Raw genomic sequence first — 16,359 nt, 5'->3', positions numbered from 1 at the left:
GCTCGGCGAGGGCCGACGCCCCGCCGGTGCACGCCGCCCGGCATCCTCCCGCCGGTCCAGGCAACTCTCTCTCAGCGGCGCTCCAGCCAATCGCCCGACTTGAGCGTCATCCTGCAGGCGTTGGGACGGAAATGGTAGAGCCAGTGATTGATGTCGGGGGCATCGATCACGGCCAGGTCGGCGCGGAAACCCGGCGTCAGGCTGCCGTGAGTGGATTGCAGCCCGATGGCTCGGGCCGCATGGGATGTAACGCCGCGCAGGACTTCCGCCGGGCTCATGCGTTGGTGCACGGCGGCCAGGGTCATCGCGAGGTGCAAGTGATAGCTGGGCGCCGATCCCGGATTGAAATCGGTCGCCACGGCGACACGGGCGCCATGGTCGATCCATTTTCTGGCGGGGAGAAAGGGTTCGCGCAGGTAGAGCGAAGCGATCGGCAGGCTGACCGCCACCGTGCCGGCATCGGCCATGGCACGGATGTCTTCTTCGGCGGCGTACTCCAGGTGTTCCGCCGAGACGGCGCCGAGCTCGGCGGCCAGTCCGGCGCCGCCGCCGCTGGACAGCTGGTCGGCGTGGATCTTCAGCCCGAGTCCGTGCGACTTGGCGGTTTCCAGGATCCGTCGGCCTTCTTCGAGCGTGAAAGCGTTTTCCTCGATGAATGCGTCGCAGAAACGAGCCAGCCCCCGCTGAGCCACTTCGGGGATGACTTCCTCGCAAAGCAGGGCGAGGTAGTCGGCACGCCGGTCGCGGTATTCAGTCGGCACCAGGTGGGCCCCGAGGAAGGTCGGTACGATTTCCAGCGGCTGTGAGGATTGCAGGCGGCGATAGACTTCCAGCTGCTTGAGTTCGTTGTCGCGATCGAGCCCGTAGCCCGACTTGGCCTCGACGGTGGTCACGCCCAGCGCGGCCATGTCGGAAAGCGCCGATGCGGCCTTTTCCTCGAGCGATTCGATGTCGGCATTCCGGGTGGCGCGAACGGTCGAGTTGATGCCGCCGCCGGCGGCCTGGATGTCCTGGTAACTGGCGCCTTCCAGCCGGGCGGCGAACTCATCGCCACGCCAGCCGCCGAAACACAGGTGCGTGTGACAGTCGATCAGTCCCGGCACCACGCAGCCGCCCCCGGCGTCGAAGCGTTGGGCATCGGCGTATTCCGACGGCAATTCGGCCAATGGTCCGGCGTAACGAATCGTGTCGCCTTCCCAGGCCACCGCGGCATCGCTGACGGCGTCGACGTCATCGTGCTTGCCGTCAACAGGCACCCGGTACAGGGTCGATATGTTGGTGAGTAGTTTCATGAAAGAACCTTCTTGTCCACAGATGAACACAGATGAACACAGATGAACACAGATTAGGAAAATAAAAAATGGTACTTCGTGGGTGCGCTGGGGGAGCTGGAAAACTGGTCGGCAACTGTTCCTGCACGGCCATCAAAAAAAGAAAGGCCGCGGCTTTTTCTCTTTAATGTTTTATCGGTGTTTATCTGTGTTCATCGGTGGGCATTATTCAAGGCAGACATTATCGAAGCCCCGAGACCACCGACTGCACCGAGCCGACGAGATCGCCCGAGCGCAGCAGGCGGGTGCAGGTGTCGATGTCGTGGCCGACTTCGTAGTCCTCCTCGGCATGGCTGACGTGCTTGCGGATGTGCTCGTGGGCGGCGAGAACGCCGGTGCCGGGCTTCAGCGGAGCCCGGAAGTCGAGGGCCTGGGCTGCTGTGAGTGCCTCCACGGCGAGAACACGTTCCACGTTGCCGAGCACGCTGAGCAGTTTCAGTGCGCTGATCGAGCCCATCGAGACATGATCTTCCTGGCCGAGGCTGGTCGGGATCGAGTCGACGCTGGCCGGATGGCAAAGCACCTTGTTCTCGCTGACCAGTGCGGCCGCCGTGTACTGGGGAATCATGAATCCGGAGTTGATGCCGGTGTCGCTCATCAGCAGCTTGGGCAGGCCGTCGTGTCCCTCGAGGAGGAGGTAGGTCCGTCGTTCGGAAATGCTGGCGAGCTCCGACAGCGCCATGGCGGCATAGTCCAGCGATAGCGCCAGGGGTTGGCCGTGGAAATTGCCGGCTGAGATGATGTCGCCATCTTCGAAGACCAGCGGGTTGTCGGTGACCGAGTTGATCTCGCGCTCGACGACTTCGACGGCGTGTCCCAGGGCGTCGCGGCTTGCGCCGTGCACCTGCGGAATGCAGCGCAGGCAGTAGGGGTCCTGTACCTTGCCGCAGTGGCGGTGCGACTCGAGAATCTCGGAATCGGCGAGCAGCTCGCGCACGTTGGCGGCGACGGCCAGCTGGCCGGGGTGCGGGCGCACCTTGTGGACGCGTTCGTCGAAGGGTCGCGCCGAGCCCTGCAGGGCCTCGAGACTCATCGTGCCGAGGATGTCGGCGGCGGTCGTCAGGTGCAGGGCGCGATTGAGGATGAACGCGCCGTAGGCCGACATCAGTTGCGTGCCGTTGATCAGGCCGATGCCGTCCTTGGCGCCGGGCTCGACCGGCTCGATGCCATGGCGCGCGAGGGTTTCGCGCGCCGGCTCGGGTCCGCTGCGTTCCTCGTTCCAGCACTGGCCCAGGCCGATCAGCGGCAGACTCATGTGCGCCAGCGGCGCCAGGTCGCCCGAGGCGCCCACGCTGCCCCGGCTCGGTATCCAGGGCAGGATGTCGAGTTCGCACAACTTCAGCAGTTGACGAAAGATCGGCAGGGAAACGCCGGAGTTGCCCAGTCCCAGTGCGTGGACCTTCAGGCGCATCATCAGGCGCGTGATTTCCACCGGCACGGGCGAGCCGGTGCCGCAGGCGTGCGAGAGCAGCAGGTTGCGCTGGAGTTGTCCAAGCTGGTGATCGTCGATGCGCTTGCTGGCCAGGGCGCCGAATCCGGTGTTGACGCCGTAGATGGCCCGATCGCTCTCGAGCGCGTTCTCGACCACCTCGCGCGAGCGAGCGACGACATCGTCGTTTTCCCGCAGGGCGTCCATTCGGCGCTCGAGGTCCGCATGAAGATTCTCGATGGTGACGGAGTGGTTCATGGTTTGATTGCTTTTGGGATCGCTCATTCGGTCGCCTGGGTCATCATCGGTCGAGCATGGGGATATCGACACCGCGTTCGCGTGCGGTTTCGATCGCTTCATCGTAGCCGGCATCGGCGTGGCGCATCACGCCCAGGCCCGGATCCGCGGTGAGCACGCGCTGCAGGCGCTCGTAGCCCGACTTCGTGCCGTCGGCCAGGGAAACCATGCCCGCGTGCAGCGAATAGCCGATGCCCACGCCGCCGCCGTGGTGGAAGGAAACCCAGCTGGCGCCGCAGGCGGTGTTGGCCAGGGCGTTGAGGATCGGCCAGTCGGCGATGGCGTCGGAGCCGTCCTTCATGGCCTCGGTCTCGCGGTTGGGCGAGGCGACCGATCCGCAGTCGAGGTGATCGCGGCCGATGACGATGGGGGCGTCGACCTTGCCTCTTTCGACCAGCCAGTTGAACTTCTCGCCGGCTTCGGCGCGCTCGCCGTACTCCAGCCAGCAGATGCGTGCCGGCAGGCCCTGGAAGTGGATCTTGTCCTGGGCCTTGCGGATCCAGCGCGCGAGGTGCTCCTTCTCGGGGAACAGCTCGAGGATGGCCTTGTCGGTGGCGGCGATGTCGGCAGGGTTGCCCGACAGGGCCGCCCAGCGGAACGGGCCGGCGCCGCGACAGAAGAGCGGGCGGATGAAGGCCGGAACGAAACCCGGAAAATCGAAGGCGTTGGCCATGCCGCGCAGGTCGGCCACCTGGCCGCGGAGGTTGTTGCCGTAGTCGAAGGTGACCGCACCGCGTTCCTGCATCTTCAGCATCGTCTCGACGTGGACGACCATCGAGTCGAGCACCTTCTCGTCGTAGCCCTTTGGATCCTCGCCGCGCATGGTCTCGGCCTCGTCGAGCGAGAGACCGGCGGGAATGTAGCCGTGGCGAAGGTCGTGGGCAGAGGTCTGGTCGGTCAGGGCATCGGGCACGATGTCTCGTTCGAGCATCTCGGGCAGCACTTCGGCGATGTTGCCGAGCAGCCCGACCGAAACGGGTTCCTTCGCGCCCTGGATGATGTCCATCGCCTCGTCCAGGCTGCGCGCCTTGCGGTCGCAGTAGCCCGTCTCCACCCGGCGGTCGATGCGGGTTTCGTCGACCTCGACGGCGAGGCAGTGCCCCTCGTTCATGGTCACGGCGAGCGGTTGGGCGCCGCCCATGCCGCCGAGGCCGGCGGTGACCGTCAGCCGGCCCTTCAGTGATCCGCCGAAGTGCTGGCGCGCAAGCTCGGCAAAGGTCTCGTAGGTACCCTGGACGATGCCCTGCGAGCCGATGTAGATCCAGGAGCCGGCCGTCATCTGGCCGTACATGGTCAGGCCGCGGTCCTCGAGGTCGCGGAAGACGTCCCAGTTGGCCCAGCGACCCACCAGGTTGGAGTTGGCGATCAGCACGCGCGGGGCCTGGTCGTGGGTCCGGATCACGCCGACCGGCTTGCCGGATTGAACGAGCAGGGTTTCCTCGTCGCCGAGCCGCTCGAGCGTGGCGACAATGGCGCGGTAGCAGTCCCAGTTGCGCGCTGCGCGTCCCGTGCCGCCGTAGACGATGAGCTTTTCGGGATGTTCAGCGACATCCGGGTCGAGGTTGTTCATGAGCATGCGCATGGCCGCTTCCTGATGCCATCCGCGGCAGCGGAGGGCGGAGCCTCTGGGAGCGCGCACGACCGGCGCCGACGGGTCCTTCTGGGTCATCGTCTTCCTGCGTGTCTGGGGATCGGGGCAGTATATCAACCTGCAGGCCCGCGGCGCCGACTCCCCGGTGGCAGGGTCAGCGGTTGCGTATGTGCCGCCAGACCACGTCGGCCAGCAAGTAGGGGATCAGCCCCAGGACGAGGCCCATCGCGATGGTCAACCAGCCGGTTGCTTCCGGCATCAGCTTCTGGGGCCAGGAAGCGGTGAGGTGGAAGCCGAAGCCCAGGACGGTCCACATGGTCTGCAGGATGCTTGCTGATCCGACGTTGGATTCGAGCGCGGCCAGGGCAATGCCGGCCAGGAAGGCGGCGCACAGAAAAGGATTGTCCCGGATCATCTCGGTGAGGCTTCGTGAACTGCTGGCGCGCGATCGCATCATGGCGAGATCTCCGAGGGATCGGTTCGGGGCCCCTTGTATGCCCTGTATACTACCTTTGCCCCCATCGGGACAAGCTGCATCCGGGGTAAAGCCTTGCAAGTCGGGTCAAGAGGTCATGTCGTGAAGAAGTTCCAGCCCAAGGCAGGCAGCGGCCCGGCAAGGGCTCGTTTGGCTGCACTCCTGTTCCTGAGCGCGCTGATGTCCGGGGGATGCATGTTGCAGGATTTGCGGCGGCAGGTCGACATGATCGACCAGGCTTGCCTAATCGAGGGAGCCGTGGGCCCGCTGGACCACAACGGGCAACTGGTCATGGTGGCCATGGTGCCGGGCGTTGTGGCGGAGGGTCAGGTGCCCCGACCCGTCGACTACACGCTGACGGACCGCTCCGGTGATTTCAGCTTTGCCCTGGCGCCCGGTGACTACCGGTTTCTCGCGTTTCTCGATCGCGACGGCGATCTGGAGCTCGACGATGACGAGCCGGCTCGCCATGCCTATGGAGGGCAAGCGGTCGACTGCGGCGCGGGGCAGCAATTGCAGCAGGATCGGATCGAGCTGGGCCGAGAAGATCGGCTCGAGTCCCGGGCGGGGTTTTCGGTCAAGGAAAGCCGCAGCCTCGTTTCCGGAGCCATGGAGTCCGCGGTCAGTCTCGGGCAGCTGACTTCCTTTGGCCAGGTGGTGCCCTTGAGCGATCCGCGTTTCGACCCCGAGACGGCTCGCAACAGCCTGTGGCGGCCGGTGGATTTCCTTCGGGCGGGGCATTCGGGTATCTATCTGCGTGAACCCCTGGACGCGAAGCGCACGCCCGTGCTCTTCATCCACGGCATCAACGGATCACCGCGTGTACTTGAGCCGCTGATCGAGCTTCTGGACGGCACGCGTTTTCAGCCGATGTATTTCTACTATGCTTCCGGATTGCGTATCGGGCAGGTTGCCTGGCATCTCGACCGCATCATGCGCGAGCTTGAACACCGGCACAGCCTGGAGCGCTATCACGTCGTGGCGCACAGCATGGGCGGACTGGTCGCCCGAGCCTGGTTCCTGGATCGGGCAGGCGGTGAGGAGCGTGCCGACGTCACCTCCTTCATCAGCCTGTCGACGCCGTGGAACGGCTATCCCTCGGCGCGGCAGGGCGTCGATCACTCACCGGTCGTGGTGCCCGTATGGCGGGACATGGCCAGCGGGAGCGCCTTTCTGGAGCGCCTGTCAGCCACCCCGCGCTCCGGTCGCATGCCGCCCCATCACCTGCTGTTCAGTTTCGGCGAATCCGGATGGCTGTCGTCGGAATCGAGTGACGGCGTGGCCGCTCTGGCCAGCATGCTCCCGACGTCGATCCAGCGGCAGGCCGTGTCGGTCTTCGGTGTGGACTCGGGACACGTCGGCATCGTCTCCGACAAGACGGCCCAGGAGCGCATCGAGCAGCTGCTTTTGCGGGAAGAGAGCGCTGCCGGCCGATCGACCGCGTCGCGAACGGCCGGCGCGAGCCACTAGGTGCCGTCCACGATAATTGAATACAATAGCCGGATGATGAACGTGACCCGGGGTCGAACCCCTTTTCTGCTGGTATTCCTGGCCTGTACAGGGCTTCTGGCCTACGCCTACTACGCGCAGTTTCAGCTCGGCCTCGAGCCCTGTCCGCTGTGCATACTTCAGCGACTGGGCTTCATGCTGATGGGGCTGTTCGCCCTGCTGGGCGCGATTCACGGGCCAAAAGCCTGGGGTCGCTGGGTATACGGCGTGCCTATTCTGCTGGGTGCCGGCTGGGGTATGACGACGGGTGCCCGCCATGTCTGGCTCCAGAACCTGCCGGCCGACCAGGTGCCCGACTGCGGGCCGGGAATGTATTTCATGCTGGAGTACGATTTTCCGCTGATGGACATCCTTCGTGAAGCCTTCACGGGTGCAGGCGAGTGCGCCGAGGTCGACTGGTCCTTCCTCGGTCTGTCGATGCCCATGTGGACGCTGATCTGGTATGTTGGACTCGCAGTGTTCATCCTGTGGGCACTGGTCGTCAACAGTCGGGGCTCGAGGCCCCTGGAGCAATGAGCGAGAAGTTCAGGACAATCACCCCCGCGAAGGGATGGCGCCCGGATTCCTGGCAGCAGCACGAAGCCGGCCAGCAGGCGACCTATCCTGATGAGATCGCCTTTCGGCATGCCCTGGGTCGCCTGGCGGCCATGCCGCCGCTGGTCACCTCCTGGGAAATCCTCTCGCTGAAGGAGCAGATTGCCGAGGCGCAGGCCGGCAAGCGATTCGTCCTGCAGGGCGGCGATTGTGCCGAGTTGTTCGACGACTGCGAGCCGACCATCATCGCCAACCGGCTGAAAGTCCTTTTGCAGATGTCGCTGGTGCTGCTGCACGGCATGGAAAAGCCGGTCGTACGCGTCGGGCGATTCGCCGGACAGTATGCCAAGCCGCGTTCGGCCGATATGGAGACGCGCGACGGCGTGACGTTGCCGAGCTATCGCGGCGACCTGGTCAATGCCCCTGAGTTTACCGAGGAGGCGCGCAGGCCGGATCCCGAGCGACTTCTACGAGGTCATGCCAGTTCGGCGATGACCATGAATTTCGTCCGTGCGTTGGTCGACGGCGGCTTCGCCGACCTGCATCATCCCGAATACTGGAATCTCGGCTGGCTGGAGCATTCTCCCCTGGCCGACGAGTTCGAGCGGATTGCCGACAGCATCGGTCATTCCGTTCGTTTCATGGAAACAATCACGGGCCAGCAACCCGGCAGCCTGCGTCGAGTCGACTTTTTTACGTCCCACGAGGCTTTGCACCTGCACTACGAGCAGGCGCTGACTCGCCGAGTTCCCCGTCAGTGGGGCTGGTTCAACCTTTCCACGCACTTTCCCTGGATCGGCATGCGCACCGCCGAGCTGGAAGGGGCTCATGTGGAGATGTTCCGCGGAGTCCGCAATCCGATGGGTATCAAGGTCGGGCCGGGTATGTCTGCGAGTTGGCTCAAGGGCCTCATCCATACCCTGAATCCCGACAACGAGCCCGGCCGGCTGGTGCTGATTCACCGTATGGGCGCAAGCCAGATTTCGGACAAGCTGCCTCCGTTGATCGAGGCGGTTCGGTCGACGGGTTCGCCGGTGCTTTGGATCTGCGATCCTATGCACGGCAATACGGAGAAGACGGAAAACGGATACAAGACACGCCGCTTTGCCAATATCGTTTCCGAGGTCGAACAGGCCTTCGATATCCACGCCGAATGCGGCTCGCGCCTGGGCGGGGTTCACCTGGAGCTGACCGGCGAGAACGTCACCGAGTGCATTGGCGGCGCCCGCGACCTGGGCGAGCACGACCTTTCGAGAGCCTACAAGAGCACCGTTGATCCCCGGCTCAACTACGAACAGGCGCTGGAGCTTTCCATGCGGATCGTCGGCAAGCACCGCAGCCTCGCCTGAGCTCGCCGCGGGTCGATTCAAGAAAAAGCCCGGCGTCGCCGGGCTTTTTATTTGTGCAGTGGAGGTTCCGGTTCACTCGACGGTGATCGTGATCTTCTCCGACAGCACAGCGGGTTCGTGAGGAACGTGGCGATGATCGCCTAGCAGGAGTTGCAGGCTGTGCTGGCCTGGCTCCAGCTCGATACTGACTTCGGTCTGGCCGCCGCCGAAATGGACCACGTGGTCGCTCGTCGGCAGAGGCATGTCCAGCGCCGGCATGTTCGACTCATCGACATCGATCAGCAGGTGATGATGACCGGTCATGTCCTTGTCGATGCCCGCCGGCGCGACACCCATTCCTTCCAGTCCGAAGCGAACCGTGACCGGGCTGGTCACGGTCTCGCCGTCGTGGGGTGTAATGAAGTACACCCGAGCGTCTTCGGGAGCGTTGCTGCGCTCCATGCCTTGCGCTGCGGCCAGGGTCGGCAGCAGAAGGGTCAGCAGCGTCAGTGTAAGAAGCTTGCCTGCGTTCATTGAGACCTCCTCGAATCGTTTCAGAGCAGCGATTCCACGGCCTGGCGCTCTTCGCGCAGTTCCTTGTCGGTCGCGTCGAGTCGCGCCTGCGAGAACTCGTTGATGTCCAGGCCCTGGACGATCTTCCACTGACCATCCTCGCACGTGCAGGGGAAAGAAAAGATCACGCCCGGTTCGATGCCGTAGCTGCCGTCGGCGGGTACGGCCATGGAAACCCAGTCGTCGCCGTCGGTCCCCAGCACCCAGTCGCGGATGTGGTCGATGGCGCTCGAGGCGGCAGAGGCCGCGCTGGAGGCCCCACGCGCCTTGATGATGGCCGCGCCGCGCTGCTGCACGGTCGGAATGAAGTCGTTTTCGTACCAGTCCCGATCGACCAGGTCGGTCGCCGTCTTGCCGTCGCAATTGACGTGATGCAGGTCGGGGTATTGCGTGGACGAGTGATTGCCCCAGATCGTCATCTGCTTGATGCGCGTGTGGTGCGTGCCCGTCTTGTTGGCCAGTTGCGCCAGGGCGCGGTTGTGATCGAGACGCGTCATGGCAGTGAAGTTCTCCGCCGGCAGGTCGGGCGCGTTGGCCTGGGCGATCAGGGCGTTGGTATTGGCCGGGTTGCCGACCACCAGCACCTTGACGTCGCGGCTGGCGACGGCATTGAGGCTCTTGCCCTGCGGGCCGAAGATCTTGCCGTTTTCGGCCAGCAGGTCGGCCCGCTCCATGCCCTTGCCGCGCGGCTTGGCGCCGACCAGCAGGGCGACATCGGCGTCCTTGAAGCCCTCGTCGAGCTCGGTGGTCGTGACGATGCCGTGCAGCAGGGGCAGGGCGGCGTCCTCGAGCTCCATGGCCACGCCCTCGAGCGCGTCTTTCGCGGGCGGAATCTCGATCAGCTGGAGAATGACGGGCTGGTTGGGGCCCAGCATGTCGCCGGCGGCGATGCGAAAGCAAAGCTGATAGCCGATCTGGCCGGCGGCGCCGGTGATGGCCACGCGAACGGGGTTGTTCATGGATCGCTCCTGGATGGTCCGGTTGGGAAAACGGCCATTTTAACGCAAGCCCGGGGCGTTCCTCGCGCGGAGGCGCGATCTCCGGGCGGCCGGAACGGCCCGCGGGCATATTGCCGGCGTTATAGTGGCGGCATCGATGATCCGAAGGGAGAACCCGAGATGCGAGTGATCGCCTGCGCCAGCGCCATGCTGGCGATGATGTCGGTTCGTGCCGAGCCGGTGGAAGACTACTGGGCCAATCTGCAGGCGCTCTGCGGCGAGGCCTTCGAGGGCGAATTGATCGAGGCGCCGGAAGGAGAGAACGGATTCGCCGGCAAGCGGCTTCTGATGCACGTGCGCGAGTGCAGCGAGCAACGCATCCGAATCCCCTTCGTGGTGGGGGAGGATCGTTCGCGAACCTGGGTGCTCACCAGGCATGATGATCGCATCGAACTCCGGCATGACCACCGTCACGAGGACGGAACGCCCGACGAGGTCACGATGTATGGTGGGGTGAGCACCAATGCAGGCCGGCCGGATGTTCAGTACTTCCCGGCTGACGAACGGACGCGGCGGACGATCGAGGCGGCATTCTCCAATGTCTGGATGATGCGGATCGAGCCGGGCGAGACCTTTTCCTATGGCCTGCGTCGACTCGGCACGTCTCGCGTTTTCCGCATCGACTTCGATTTGAGCGCCCCCGTCGACCCGCCGCCGGCGCCCTGGGGCTGGGAGGCCGGACAATGAACGATGCCCTGGCTTCGGTCATCGAACTGCTCGACCTGGAGCAACTCGAAGACAACTTCTTCCGCGGCGAAAGCCGCGATATCGGCGCGCCCCAGGTCTTCGGCGGGCAGATCCTGGGGCAGGCGCTTTCGGCGGCGCATCGCACCGTCGACAGCCGCGCGCCGCATTCGCTGCACGCCTATTTCCTGCGGCCGGGTGACTTCAACCAGCCCGTCGTCTATCAGGTCGAGCGCTCGCGCGACGGCGGCAGTTACTCCAATCGCCGGGTGGTGGCCATCCAGCACGGTCGGCCGATTCTCAACCTGGCCGCTTCGTTCCACGCCGGCGACGAGGGTTTCGATCACCAGTTCGACATGCCCCGCGTCGAAGGGCCCGAGGGCCTGTCGAAAAGCATCGACATTCACGACTCGATACTCGACCAGGTGCCGGAGAAGATGCGTCGCCTGCTCGCGCACCGGCCGCCGCTGGAGTTCCGGCCCGTCGAGGCGCCGAAGTTCATCGACCCCGAGGCGAGGGCACCGCGCAAGCACGTCTGGATGCGGGCCTGGAACCGGCTGCCCGACGATCCCGAGCTGCATCGCAATCTACTGACCTACGTGTCCGACTACGAACTGCTGGGCACCGCGACCCTGCCGCACGATCTCGATTTCAGCACCCGACCCGTACAGATGGCGAGCATCGACCACGCGCTGTGGTTTCATCGGCCGTTCCGGGTCGATGACTGGCTCCTGTATGCTTGCGACAGCCCCAGCAGCCACGGCGGGCGGGGCTTCACTCGCGGCCAATTCTTCAACCAGTCCGGAGAACTGGTGGCGTCAACGGCGCAGGAGGGGGTGATTCGACCCTGGGATCCGGAAAAGGCCGGATGATCAGGGCGTTTCTTCCTCGAAACGATCGGAGAAGATCGCGTCGCCCAGCGCGTCGAGCAGGTCGGCCCAGAAACCACCGGTCAGTCGCCAGCCGCCGCCGGACAGTTCGCGCGCTTCGGTGGCCTCCCACTGGCCGATGGTTCCAGACAGCTGCCACTGGCCATCCGCGCTCTGGCTTTCCATCGTGCCCCCGGAGGCAATGGTCCAGCGCGTGATTTCGTAGTCCTGGGCCACTGCGGGCGTGGCCAGCAGTGCGAGCAGCATCAGGGTTGCAATCGTCTTCATGACCATGGCTCCGGTGTTCGTCCGTTTTCCGTCTCTACTATCTACAACGTATTTCCGACGTGCAAGAGGTCATCACCCGCGGCAGGTTCAGGTCTGCTCGTCGTAGGGAAAGTCCTCGGACTCCAGCGATTCGGTGTAGTCGCCGACTCGCTCGTGCGCCAGGTCGGTGCGGTAAAAGCGCGCGACATGATAGGTGGCATCCCCTTCGTTGACCAGCGGCAGGTTGAGCCGGCCGATGACGATTCCGCTGAACGGCGCGACGATTTCCTTTTCCGCTTCGCCGAATGGGTCGGAGACCACACCGAGCACGGTTTCATCCTTCGCGACCCGGTCGCCCAGTTTGACCCAGGCGCGGAAGAGCCCGCTTTGCGGCGCGCGCACCCAGCTGCTAGAACGGGCAATGATGGGCGTGGGCTTCGCCTTGCTGCGCGTCTTCGGCAGCATGGCCAGCTCCCGCATCACGCGCAGGATGCCGTCGACGCCGCCGCGAATGGCGACTTCGTCGAAGCGAAGCGCTTCGCCGGCCTCGTAGAGAAGGATGGGGATGTCGTGATCGCCGGCGGCCATGCGCAGCGAGCCGTCGCGCAGGGCGGAGTTGAGGATGACCGGCGTTCCGAAGGCCCGGGCCAGGCGCAGCGTTTCCTCGTCGTCCAGGTTGGCGCGGATCTGCGGCAGGTTGCCGCGATTGATCGCGCCGGTGTGCAGGTCGATGCCGTGCGTGGCCTGGCTGACAATCTCGGTCATGAACAGGTGCGCAACACGTGCGGCCAGGGATCCGCCTTCCGAGCCTGGAAAGCTTCGGTTGAGGTCGCGCCGGTCCGGGAAATACCTGGAAAGGTTGATGAATCCGTGCAGGTTGACGATGGGCACGGCGACCAGCGTGCCCCTCAGGCGCTTGAGTTGGGGCACCTTGAGGAGGCGCCGGATGATCTCCACGCCGTTGAGCTCATCGCCGTGAATGGCGGCGGAAACGAACAGCACCGGACCGGGCCGGCGGCCGGACAGCACCTGGACCGGCATCGTCGTAGGCGAATGGGTATAGAGACGCCCGACTTCGAGGTCGATGCTCCGGCGCTCCCCGGCCTCGACGGTCACGCCTCCGATCGTCAGGGCGGCATTGCGTTTACTCATGAAGGACTTCCGGAAAGGTAGAGGACGACGGCTGCCGACAGGGCCAGGAGGGACCCCGCCGCCAGCGGCAGCATGACGCGAAGTCCGAGCGACCGTCCGCCGATACTCAACGCCATCCCGCCCTTGACCAGGGAATTGGCTCCGGCGGCGATGACGATGCCCACCGAGGCGACCCGCAGAGCGACATCCTGTGCGCTCATGCGGGCCAGCGAGAGCGTGATGGCATCGACGTCGGCGAGTCCCGAGGCAGCGGCGAGCGCCCACAGCCCGGCATCGCCGGCCCACTCGGAAAGCGCCTTGCCGAGCAGCATCACCGCGGCCAGCAGGGCGCCGAACAGCAGGGCGGACTTCAGCTCCATGGGGTTGCGGAGCAGGGATTCCCCGGCGTCGGCCGGTTTGCGCGACAGGCCGCTCATCAGGTAAAACCCGACCGGCGCCAGCGTGGCTCCGAGCAGCAGGAGGGCGGGCAGCCACAGCAGCTCGAACAGGGGGGCGTGGATGAGCGTGGCGACCACCATCATGCGCGCGATCATTGCGGCGCAGGCCAGCAGAATCCCGGCGGCGAGAACCGGCGAGAGAACGGGTTCGCGCGCGCCGATCCGCGCGAACGCCAGAGTCGTCGCCGTGGACGAGGCCATGCCCCCGAACAGTCCCCCGAAAATGATGCCCCGGCTGGCACCGAACACGCGGATGGCTATGTAACCGAGGAAGGAAATGCCCGCGATCAGGACAACCATCAGCCAGATCACGTAGGGATTGAGCGCGTCCCATGGCCCGTAGCCGCGATCGGGCAGGATCGGGAGCAGCACCACCGAAATCAGCAGGAACTTGAGTCCGGCGGTCAGTTCCTGGCGGCGCACGGCGTCGAGCAGGCCGTGGAGGCGCTCCTTGTAGCCCAGCAACAGCGCCATGACGATGGCCGCTGCCGAAGCCAGGGCCATCTGGCCCACGCCGGCGAGGGCGGCAAAAAGGTAGGTGGCCATTGCGGCCGTTTCGCTCGTGATGCCGTAGTCGTGACCGGCGCGGGTCGTTACCACGTAGGCGGTGGCGCTGGCCATGGCCAGTCCGATGAACACCAGTCCGATCAGCCAGTAGCCGCCGTCCTGGCTCATGAAGCCGACGACGCCGCCGACCAGGCCGATCAGGGCAAAGGTGCGCAGGCCGGCCACGCGCTGGCCTTCCTGGCTTTCGCGACGCTGCCAGCCGCGTTCGATGCCGACCAGAAGACCGATGGCCAGGGCCACGGCCAGCCGGGCGAAGGGTTCGATTTCGGCGCTCATTGCCCCATATTAGCCTCGCATTCCCGTCTGCGCAGCGTAACGCGAATCCTCGCCGGAGGGCGCGGCCGAGGGCGGTTGGCGGGTGCCGCGTGGCCGGCGACTGGCGAGAGCGTCGCCCGTGTGCTTTGTGGGGCGCCACAAGGTTATAATGGCCGGCTGACTTTCTTCAACGAGCGGTCCCACTTAATGAAGCTGCGCAATATCGCCATCATCGCCCACGTCGACCACGGCAAGACCACCCTGGTCGACCAACTGCTGCGCCAGTCCGGCTCCTTCGCCGAGCACGAGCGCCTGACCGAACGGGTGATGGATTCCGAGGACCAGGAACGCGAGCGCGGCATCACGATCCTGTCGAAGAACACCGCGATCGACTGGCAGGGCTGGCGCATCAATATCGTCGACACGCCGGGCCACGCCGACTTCGGCGGCGAGGTCGAGCGCGTGCTGTCGATGGTCGATTCGGTGCTGCTGCTGGTCGACGCCGTCGACGGGCCCATGCCGCAGACGCGCTTCGTCACGCAGAAGGCCTTCGACATGGGCTTCCGGCCGATCGTCGTGATCAACAAGATCGACCGTCCGGGCGCCCGCCCGGACTGGGTGCTCAACCAGACCTTCGATTTGTTCGACAAGCTGGGTGCCACCGATGAGCAGCTCGATTTCCCGGTGGTTTTCGCTTCGGCGCTCAACGGCTATGCGTCGCTTGATCCGGATGTCACCGGCGGCGACCTGACGCCGCTGTATGAAACGCTCGTCGAGCACGTGCCCGAGCCCAATGTGGACCCGGACGGTCCGTTCCAGATGCAGGTTTCGAGCCTGTCTTATTCCTCCTATGTCGGCCTGATCGGCGTGGGCCGAATCAAGCGCGGTCGTGTTCGGCCGAACCAGGCGGTCACGGTCGTCGACCGCGAGGGAAAGACCCGCTCCGGAAAGGTGCTCCAGGTCCTGGGCTTCAAGGGCCTCAAGAAGGAAGAAGTCGAAGAGGCATCGGCCGGCGACATCATCGCGATATCCGGAATCGACGGGATCGGGATCTCCGAGACCCTCTGCGATCCGTCCATGGTCGAAGCCCTCCCGGCGCTGACCGTCGACGAGCCGACCATTCACATGACCTTCCAGGTCAACAACTCGCCGTTCGCCGGGCGCGAGGGCAAGTACCTGACCAGCCGGCAGCTTCGTTCGCGGCTTTACCAGGAAGCGACCCACAACGTCGCGCTGCAGGTGCACGACACGGCCGATCCCGAGCAGTTCGACGTGGCCGGCCGCGGCGAGCTGCACCTGGCCGTGCTGATCGAGACCATGCGGCGCGAGGGCTATGAGCTGGCCGTCTCCCGCCCGCGGGTGCGCAAGCGCGAGGGTGAGGACGGCGAGATCCAGGAACCCTGGGAACAGGTCGTTCTGGACATGGACGAGCAATACCAGGGCGCGGTCATGCAGGCCATGGGCGAGCGCAAGGGCCAGCTCGAGAACATGCAGCCCGACGGCAAGGGCCGGGTGCGGCTCGACTACATCGCGCCGGCCCGGGGCCTGATCGGCTTCCAGAACGCCTACCGCACGATGACCTCGGGCACCGGCCTGTTCTTCCGTGTATTCGACCACTGGGGACCGGCGACCGAGCGCGTGGCCGAGCGCCAGAACGGCACCATGATCAGCATGGAAAATGGCACGACCGTGGCGTTTGCCCTGTTCAACCTGCAGGATCGCGGCAAGCTGTTCGTCGGCCCGGGTGAAGACGTCTACGAGGGCCAGATCATCGGCTTGCACGCGCGCGAAAACGACCTCGTCGTCAATCCGATGAAGGGCAAGAAGCTCACCAACATCCGCGCCGCCGGCAAGGACGACGCCGTCCAGCTCACGCCGCCGACGCGCATGACGCTCGAGCAGGCCATGGAGTTCATCAACGACGACGAGCTGGTCGAGGTCACCCCCGAGCACATCCGCCTGCGCAAGCGCCACCTCAAGGAACACGAGCGCAAGCGGGCCGGACGTTCCGCCGGCTGAGTCGGTCGCTCAGGGCGGGGAGGGGCATCGATGACGGATGACCC

Annotated in this window: 15 protein-coding genes; 6 read left to right on the top strand and 9 right to left on the bottom strand. The window is 65.1% G+C overall.

All coding sequences use genetic code 11. The annotated features are described in order from the left end of the window. Positions 1 to 71: 71 nt before the first annotated feature. The 4 genes from hutI to DZC52_RS03205 form a co-directional block, all read right to left on the bottom strand. On the bottom strand, positions 72 to 1,292 hold the full coding sequence (hutI, locus tag DZC52_RS03220) for an imidazolonepropionase (protein ID WP_116649676.1): 1,221 nt from the start codon (positions 1,290 to 1,292) through the stop codon (positions 72 to 74). A gap of 220 nt (positions 1,293 to 1,512) precedes the next feature. Next, complete coding sequence (hutH, locus tag DZC52_RS03215) at positions 1,513 to 3,018, bottom strand: histidine ammonia-lyase (RefSeq protein WP_116649675.1); 1,506 nt, start codon at positions 3,016 to 3,018, stop codon at positions 1,513 to 1,515. 43 nt (positions 3,019 to 3,061) lie between these two features. Next, positions 3,062 to 4,726, bottom strand: coding sequence for a urocanate hydratase (hutU, locus tag DZC52_RS03210; RefSeq protein WP_116649674.1), 1,665 nt, complete (start codon positions 4,724 to 4,726; stop codon positions 3,062 to 3,064). A 76-nt stretch (positions 4,727 to 4,802) separates the two neighbouring features. Beyond that, positions 4,803 to 5,105, bottom strand: a complete 303-nt coding sequence (locus tag DZC52_RS03205; RefSeq protein ID WP_116649673.1) for a hypothetical protein — start codon at positions 5,103 to 5,105, stop codon at positions 4,803 to 4,805. A gap of 213 nt (positions 5,106 to 5,318) precedes the next feature. Between DZC52_RS03205 and DZC52_RS03200 the strand changes: the two genes are divergently transcribed. The 3 genes from DZC52_RS03200 to DZC52_RS03190 are packed head-to-tail and all read left to right on the top strand — an operon-like array spanning position 5,319 to position 8,515. Continuing rightward, positions 5,319 to 6,593, top strand: coding sequence for an alpha/beta hydrolase (locus tag DZC52_RS03200; protein WP_181918744.1), 1,275 nt, complete (start codon positions 5,319 to 5,321; stop codon positions 6,591 to 6,593). 42 nt (positions 6,594 to 6,635) lie between these two features. Further along, a complete protein-coding gene (locus DZC52_RS03195; RefSeq protein WP_425451381.1) occupies positions 6,636 to 7,148 on the top strand; it encodes a disulfide bond formation protein B in 513 nt (170 codons plus the stop codon). Continuing rightward, positions 7,145 to 8,515 carry a class II 3-deoxy-7-phosphoheptulonate synthase gene (locus DZC52_RS03190; protein WP_116649670.1) on the top strand — a complete coding sequence of 457 codons (1,371 nt, stop codon included), beginning with the start codon at positions 7,145 to 7,147 and terminating at the stop codon, positions 8,513 to 8,515. Before DZC52_RS03195 ends, DZC52_RS03190 begins: the two co-directional genes overlap by 4 nt. A gap of 72 nt (positions 8,516 to 8,587) precedes the next feature. On the opposite strand, the gene DZC52_RS03185 is transcribed toward DZC52_RS03190, so the two are convergent. Together DZC52_RS03185 and DZC52_RS03180 are read right to left on the bottom strand one after the other, a co-directional pair. Then, positions 8,588 to 9,028, bottom strand: coding sequence for a DUF4399 domain-containing protein (locus tag DZC52_RS03185; RefSeq protein WP_116649669.1), 441 nt, complete (start codon positions 9,026 to 9,028; stop codon positions 8,588 to 8,590). Between the two features lie 20 nt (positions 9,029 to 9,048). After that, complete coding sequence (locus tag DZC52_RS03180; RefSeq protein WP_116649668.1) at positions 9,049 to 10,026, bottom strand: malate dehydrogenase; 978 nt, start codon at positions 10,024 to 10,026, stop codon at positions 9,049 to 9,051. A 159-nt stretch (positions 10,027 to 10,185) separates the two neighbouring features. Between DZC52_RS03180 and DZC52_RS03175 the strand changes: the two genes are divergently transcribed. Together DZC52_RS03175 and DZC52_RS03170 are read left to right on the top strand one after the other, a co-directional pair. Next, positions 10,186 to 10,752: a hypothetical protein gene (locus tag DZC52_RS03175; RefSeq protein WP_116649667.1), complete on the top strand. Its 567-nt coding sequence runs from the start codon at positions 10,186 to 10,188 to the stop codon at positions 10,750 to 10,752. Further along, positions 10,749 to 11,621 carry an acyl-CoA thioesterase gene (locus DZC52_RS03170; RefSeq protein WP_116649666.1) on the top strand — a complete coding sequence of 291 codons (873 nt, stop codon included), beginning with the start codon at positions 10,749 to 10,751 and terminating at the stop codon, positions 11,619 to 11,621. The genes DZC52_RS03175 and DZC52_RS03170 overlap by 4 nt, the downstream gene beginning before the upstream one ends. Here the strand turns inward: DZC52_RS03170 and DZC52_RS03165 are convergent, their stop codons facing one another. The 3 genes from DZC52_RS03165 to DZC52_RS03155 all read right to left on the bottom strand — a co-directional run bounded on the left by DZC52_RS03165 (position 11,622) and on the right by DZC52_RS03155 (position 14,317). Continuing rightward, positions 11,622 to 11,906 (bottom strand): hypothetical protein, encoded by a 285-nt coding sequence (locus tag DZC52_RS03165; RefSeq protein WP_147307588.1) that lies wholly within the window; start codon positions 11,904 to 11,906, stop codon positions 11,622 to 11,624. An 87-nt stretch (positions 11,907 to 11,993) separates the two neighbouring features. Further along, entirely contained in the window at positions 11,994 to 13,037 is a 1,044-nt protein-coding gene (locus DZC52_RS03160) for a succinylglutamate desuccinylase/aspartoacylase family protein (RefSeq protein WP_116649664.1), read from the bottom strand. Further along, complete coding sequence (locus DZC52_RS03155; protein ID WP_116649663.1) at positions 13,034 to 14,317, bottom strand: MgtC/SapB family protein; 1,284 nt, start codon at positions 14,315 to 14,317, stop codon at positions 13,034 to 13,036. The genes DZC52_RS03160 and DZC52_RS03155 overlap by 4 nt, the downstream gene beginning before the upstream one ends. A gap of 186 nt (positions 14,318 to 14,503) precedes the next feature. Between DZC52_RS03155 and typA the strand changes: the two genes are divergently transcribed. Further along, positions 14,504 to 16,315, top strand: coding sequence for a translational GTPase TypA (typA, locus tag DZC52_RS03150; RefSeq protein WP_116649662.1), 1,812 nt, complete (start codon positions 14,504 to 14,506; stop codon positions 16,313 to 16,315). Positions 16,316 to 16,359: the final 44 nt, after the last annotated feature.

Source organism: Wenzhouxiangella sediminis, from assembly GCF_003410055.1.
In the GTDB taxonomy this organism is placed as follows: Bacteria; Pseudomonadota; Gammaproteobacteria; order Xanthomonadales; family Wenzhouxiangellaceae; genus Wenzhouxiangella; species Wenzhouxiangella sediminis.
This window is presented reverse-complemented; position numbering and strand designations above follow the sequence as displayed.

Coding starts and splice junctions, on each gene's coding strand:
- hutI (WP_116649676.1), bottom strand. CDS start 1,292: ATGAAACTACTCACCAACATATCGACCCTGTACCGGGTGCCTGTTGAC.
- hutH (WP_116649675.1), bottom strand. CDS start 3,018: ATGAACCACTCCGTCACCATCGAGAATCTTCATGCGGACCTCGAGCGC.
- hutU (WP_116649674.1), bottom strand. CDS start 4,726: ATGACCCAGAAGGACCCGTCGGCGCCGGTCGTGCGCGCTCCCAGAGGC.
- DZC52_RS03205 (WP_116649673.1), bottom strand. CDS start 5,105: ATGATGCGATCGCGCGCCAGCAGTTCACGAAGCCTCACCGAGATGATC.
- DZC52_RS03200 (WP_181918744.1), top strand. CDS start 5,319: ATGTTGCAGGATTTGCGGCGGCAGGTCGACATGATCGACCAGGCTTGC.
- DZC52_RS03190 (WP_116649670.1), top strand. CDS start 7,145: ATGAGCGAGAAGTTCAGGACAATCACCCCCGCGAAGGGATGGCGCCCG.
- DZC52_RS03185 (WP_116649669.1), bottom strand. CDS start 9,028: ATGAACGCAGGCAAGCTTCTTACACTGACGCTGCTGACCCTTCTGCTG.
- DZC52_RS03180 (WP_116649668.1), bottom strand. CDS start 10,026: ATGAACAACCCCGTTCGCGTGGCCATCACCGGCGCCGCCGGCCAGATC.
- DZC52_RS03175 (WP_116649667.1), top strand. CDS start 10,186: ATGCGAGTGATCGCCTGCGCCAGCGCCATGCTGGCGATGATGTCGGTT.
- DZC52_RS03170 (WP_116649666.1), top strand. CDS start 10,749: ATGAACGATGCCCTGGCTTCGGTCATCGAACTGCTCGACCTGGAGCAA.
- DZC52_RS03165 (WP_147307588.1), bottom strand. CDS start 11,906: ATGAAGACGATTGCAACCCTGATGCTGCTCGCACTGCTGGCCACGCCC.
- DZC52_RS03160 (WP_116649664.1), bottom strand. CDS start 13,037: ATGAGTAAACGCAATGCCGCCCTGACGATCGGAGGCGTGACCGTCGAG.
- DZC52_RS03155 (WP_116649663.1), bottom strand. CDS start 14,317: ATGAGCGCCGAAATCGAACCCTTCGCCCGGCTGGCCGTGGCCCTGGCC.
- typA (WP_116649662.1), top strand. CDS start 14,504: ATGAAGCTGCGCAATATCGCCATCATCGCCCACGTCGACCACGGCAAG.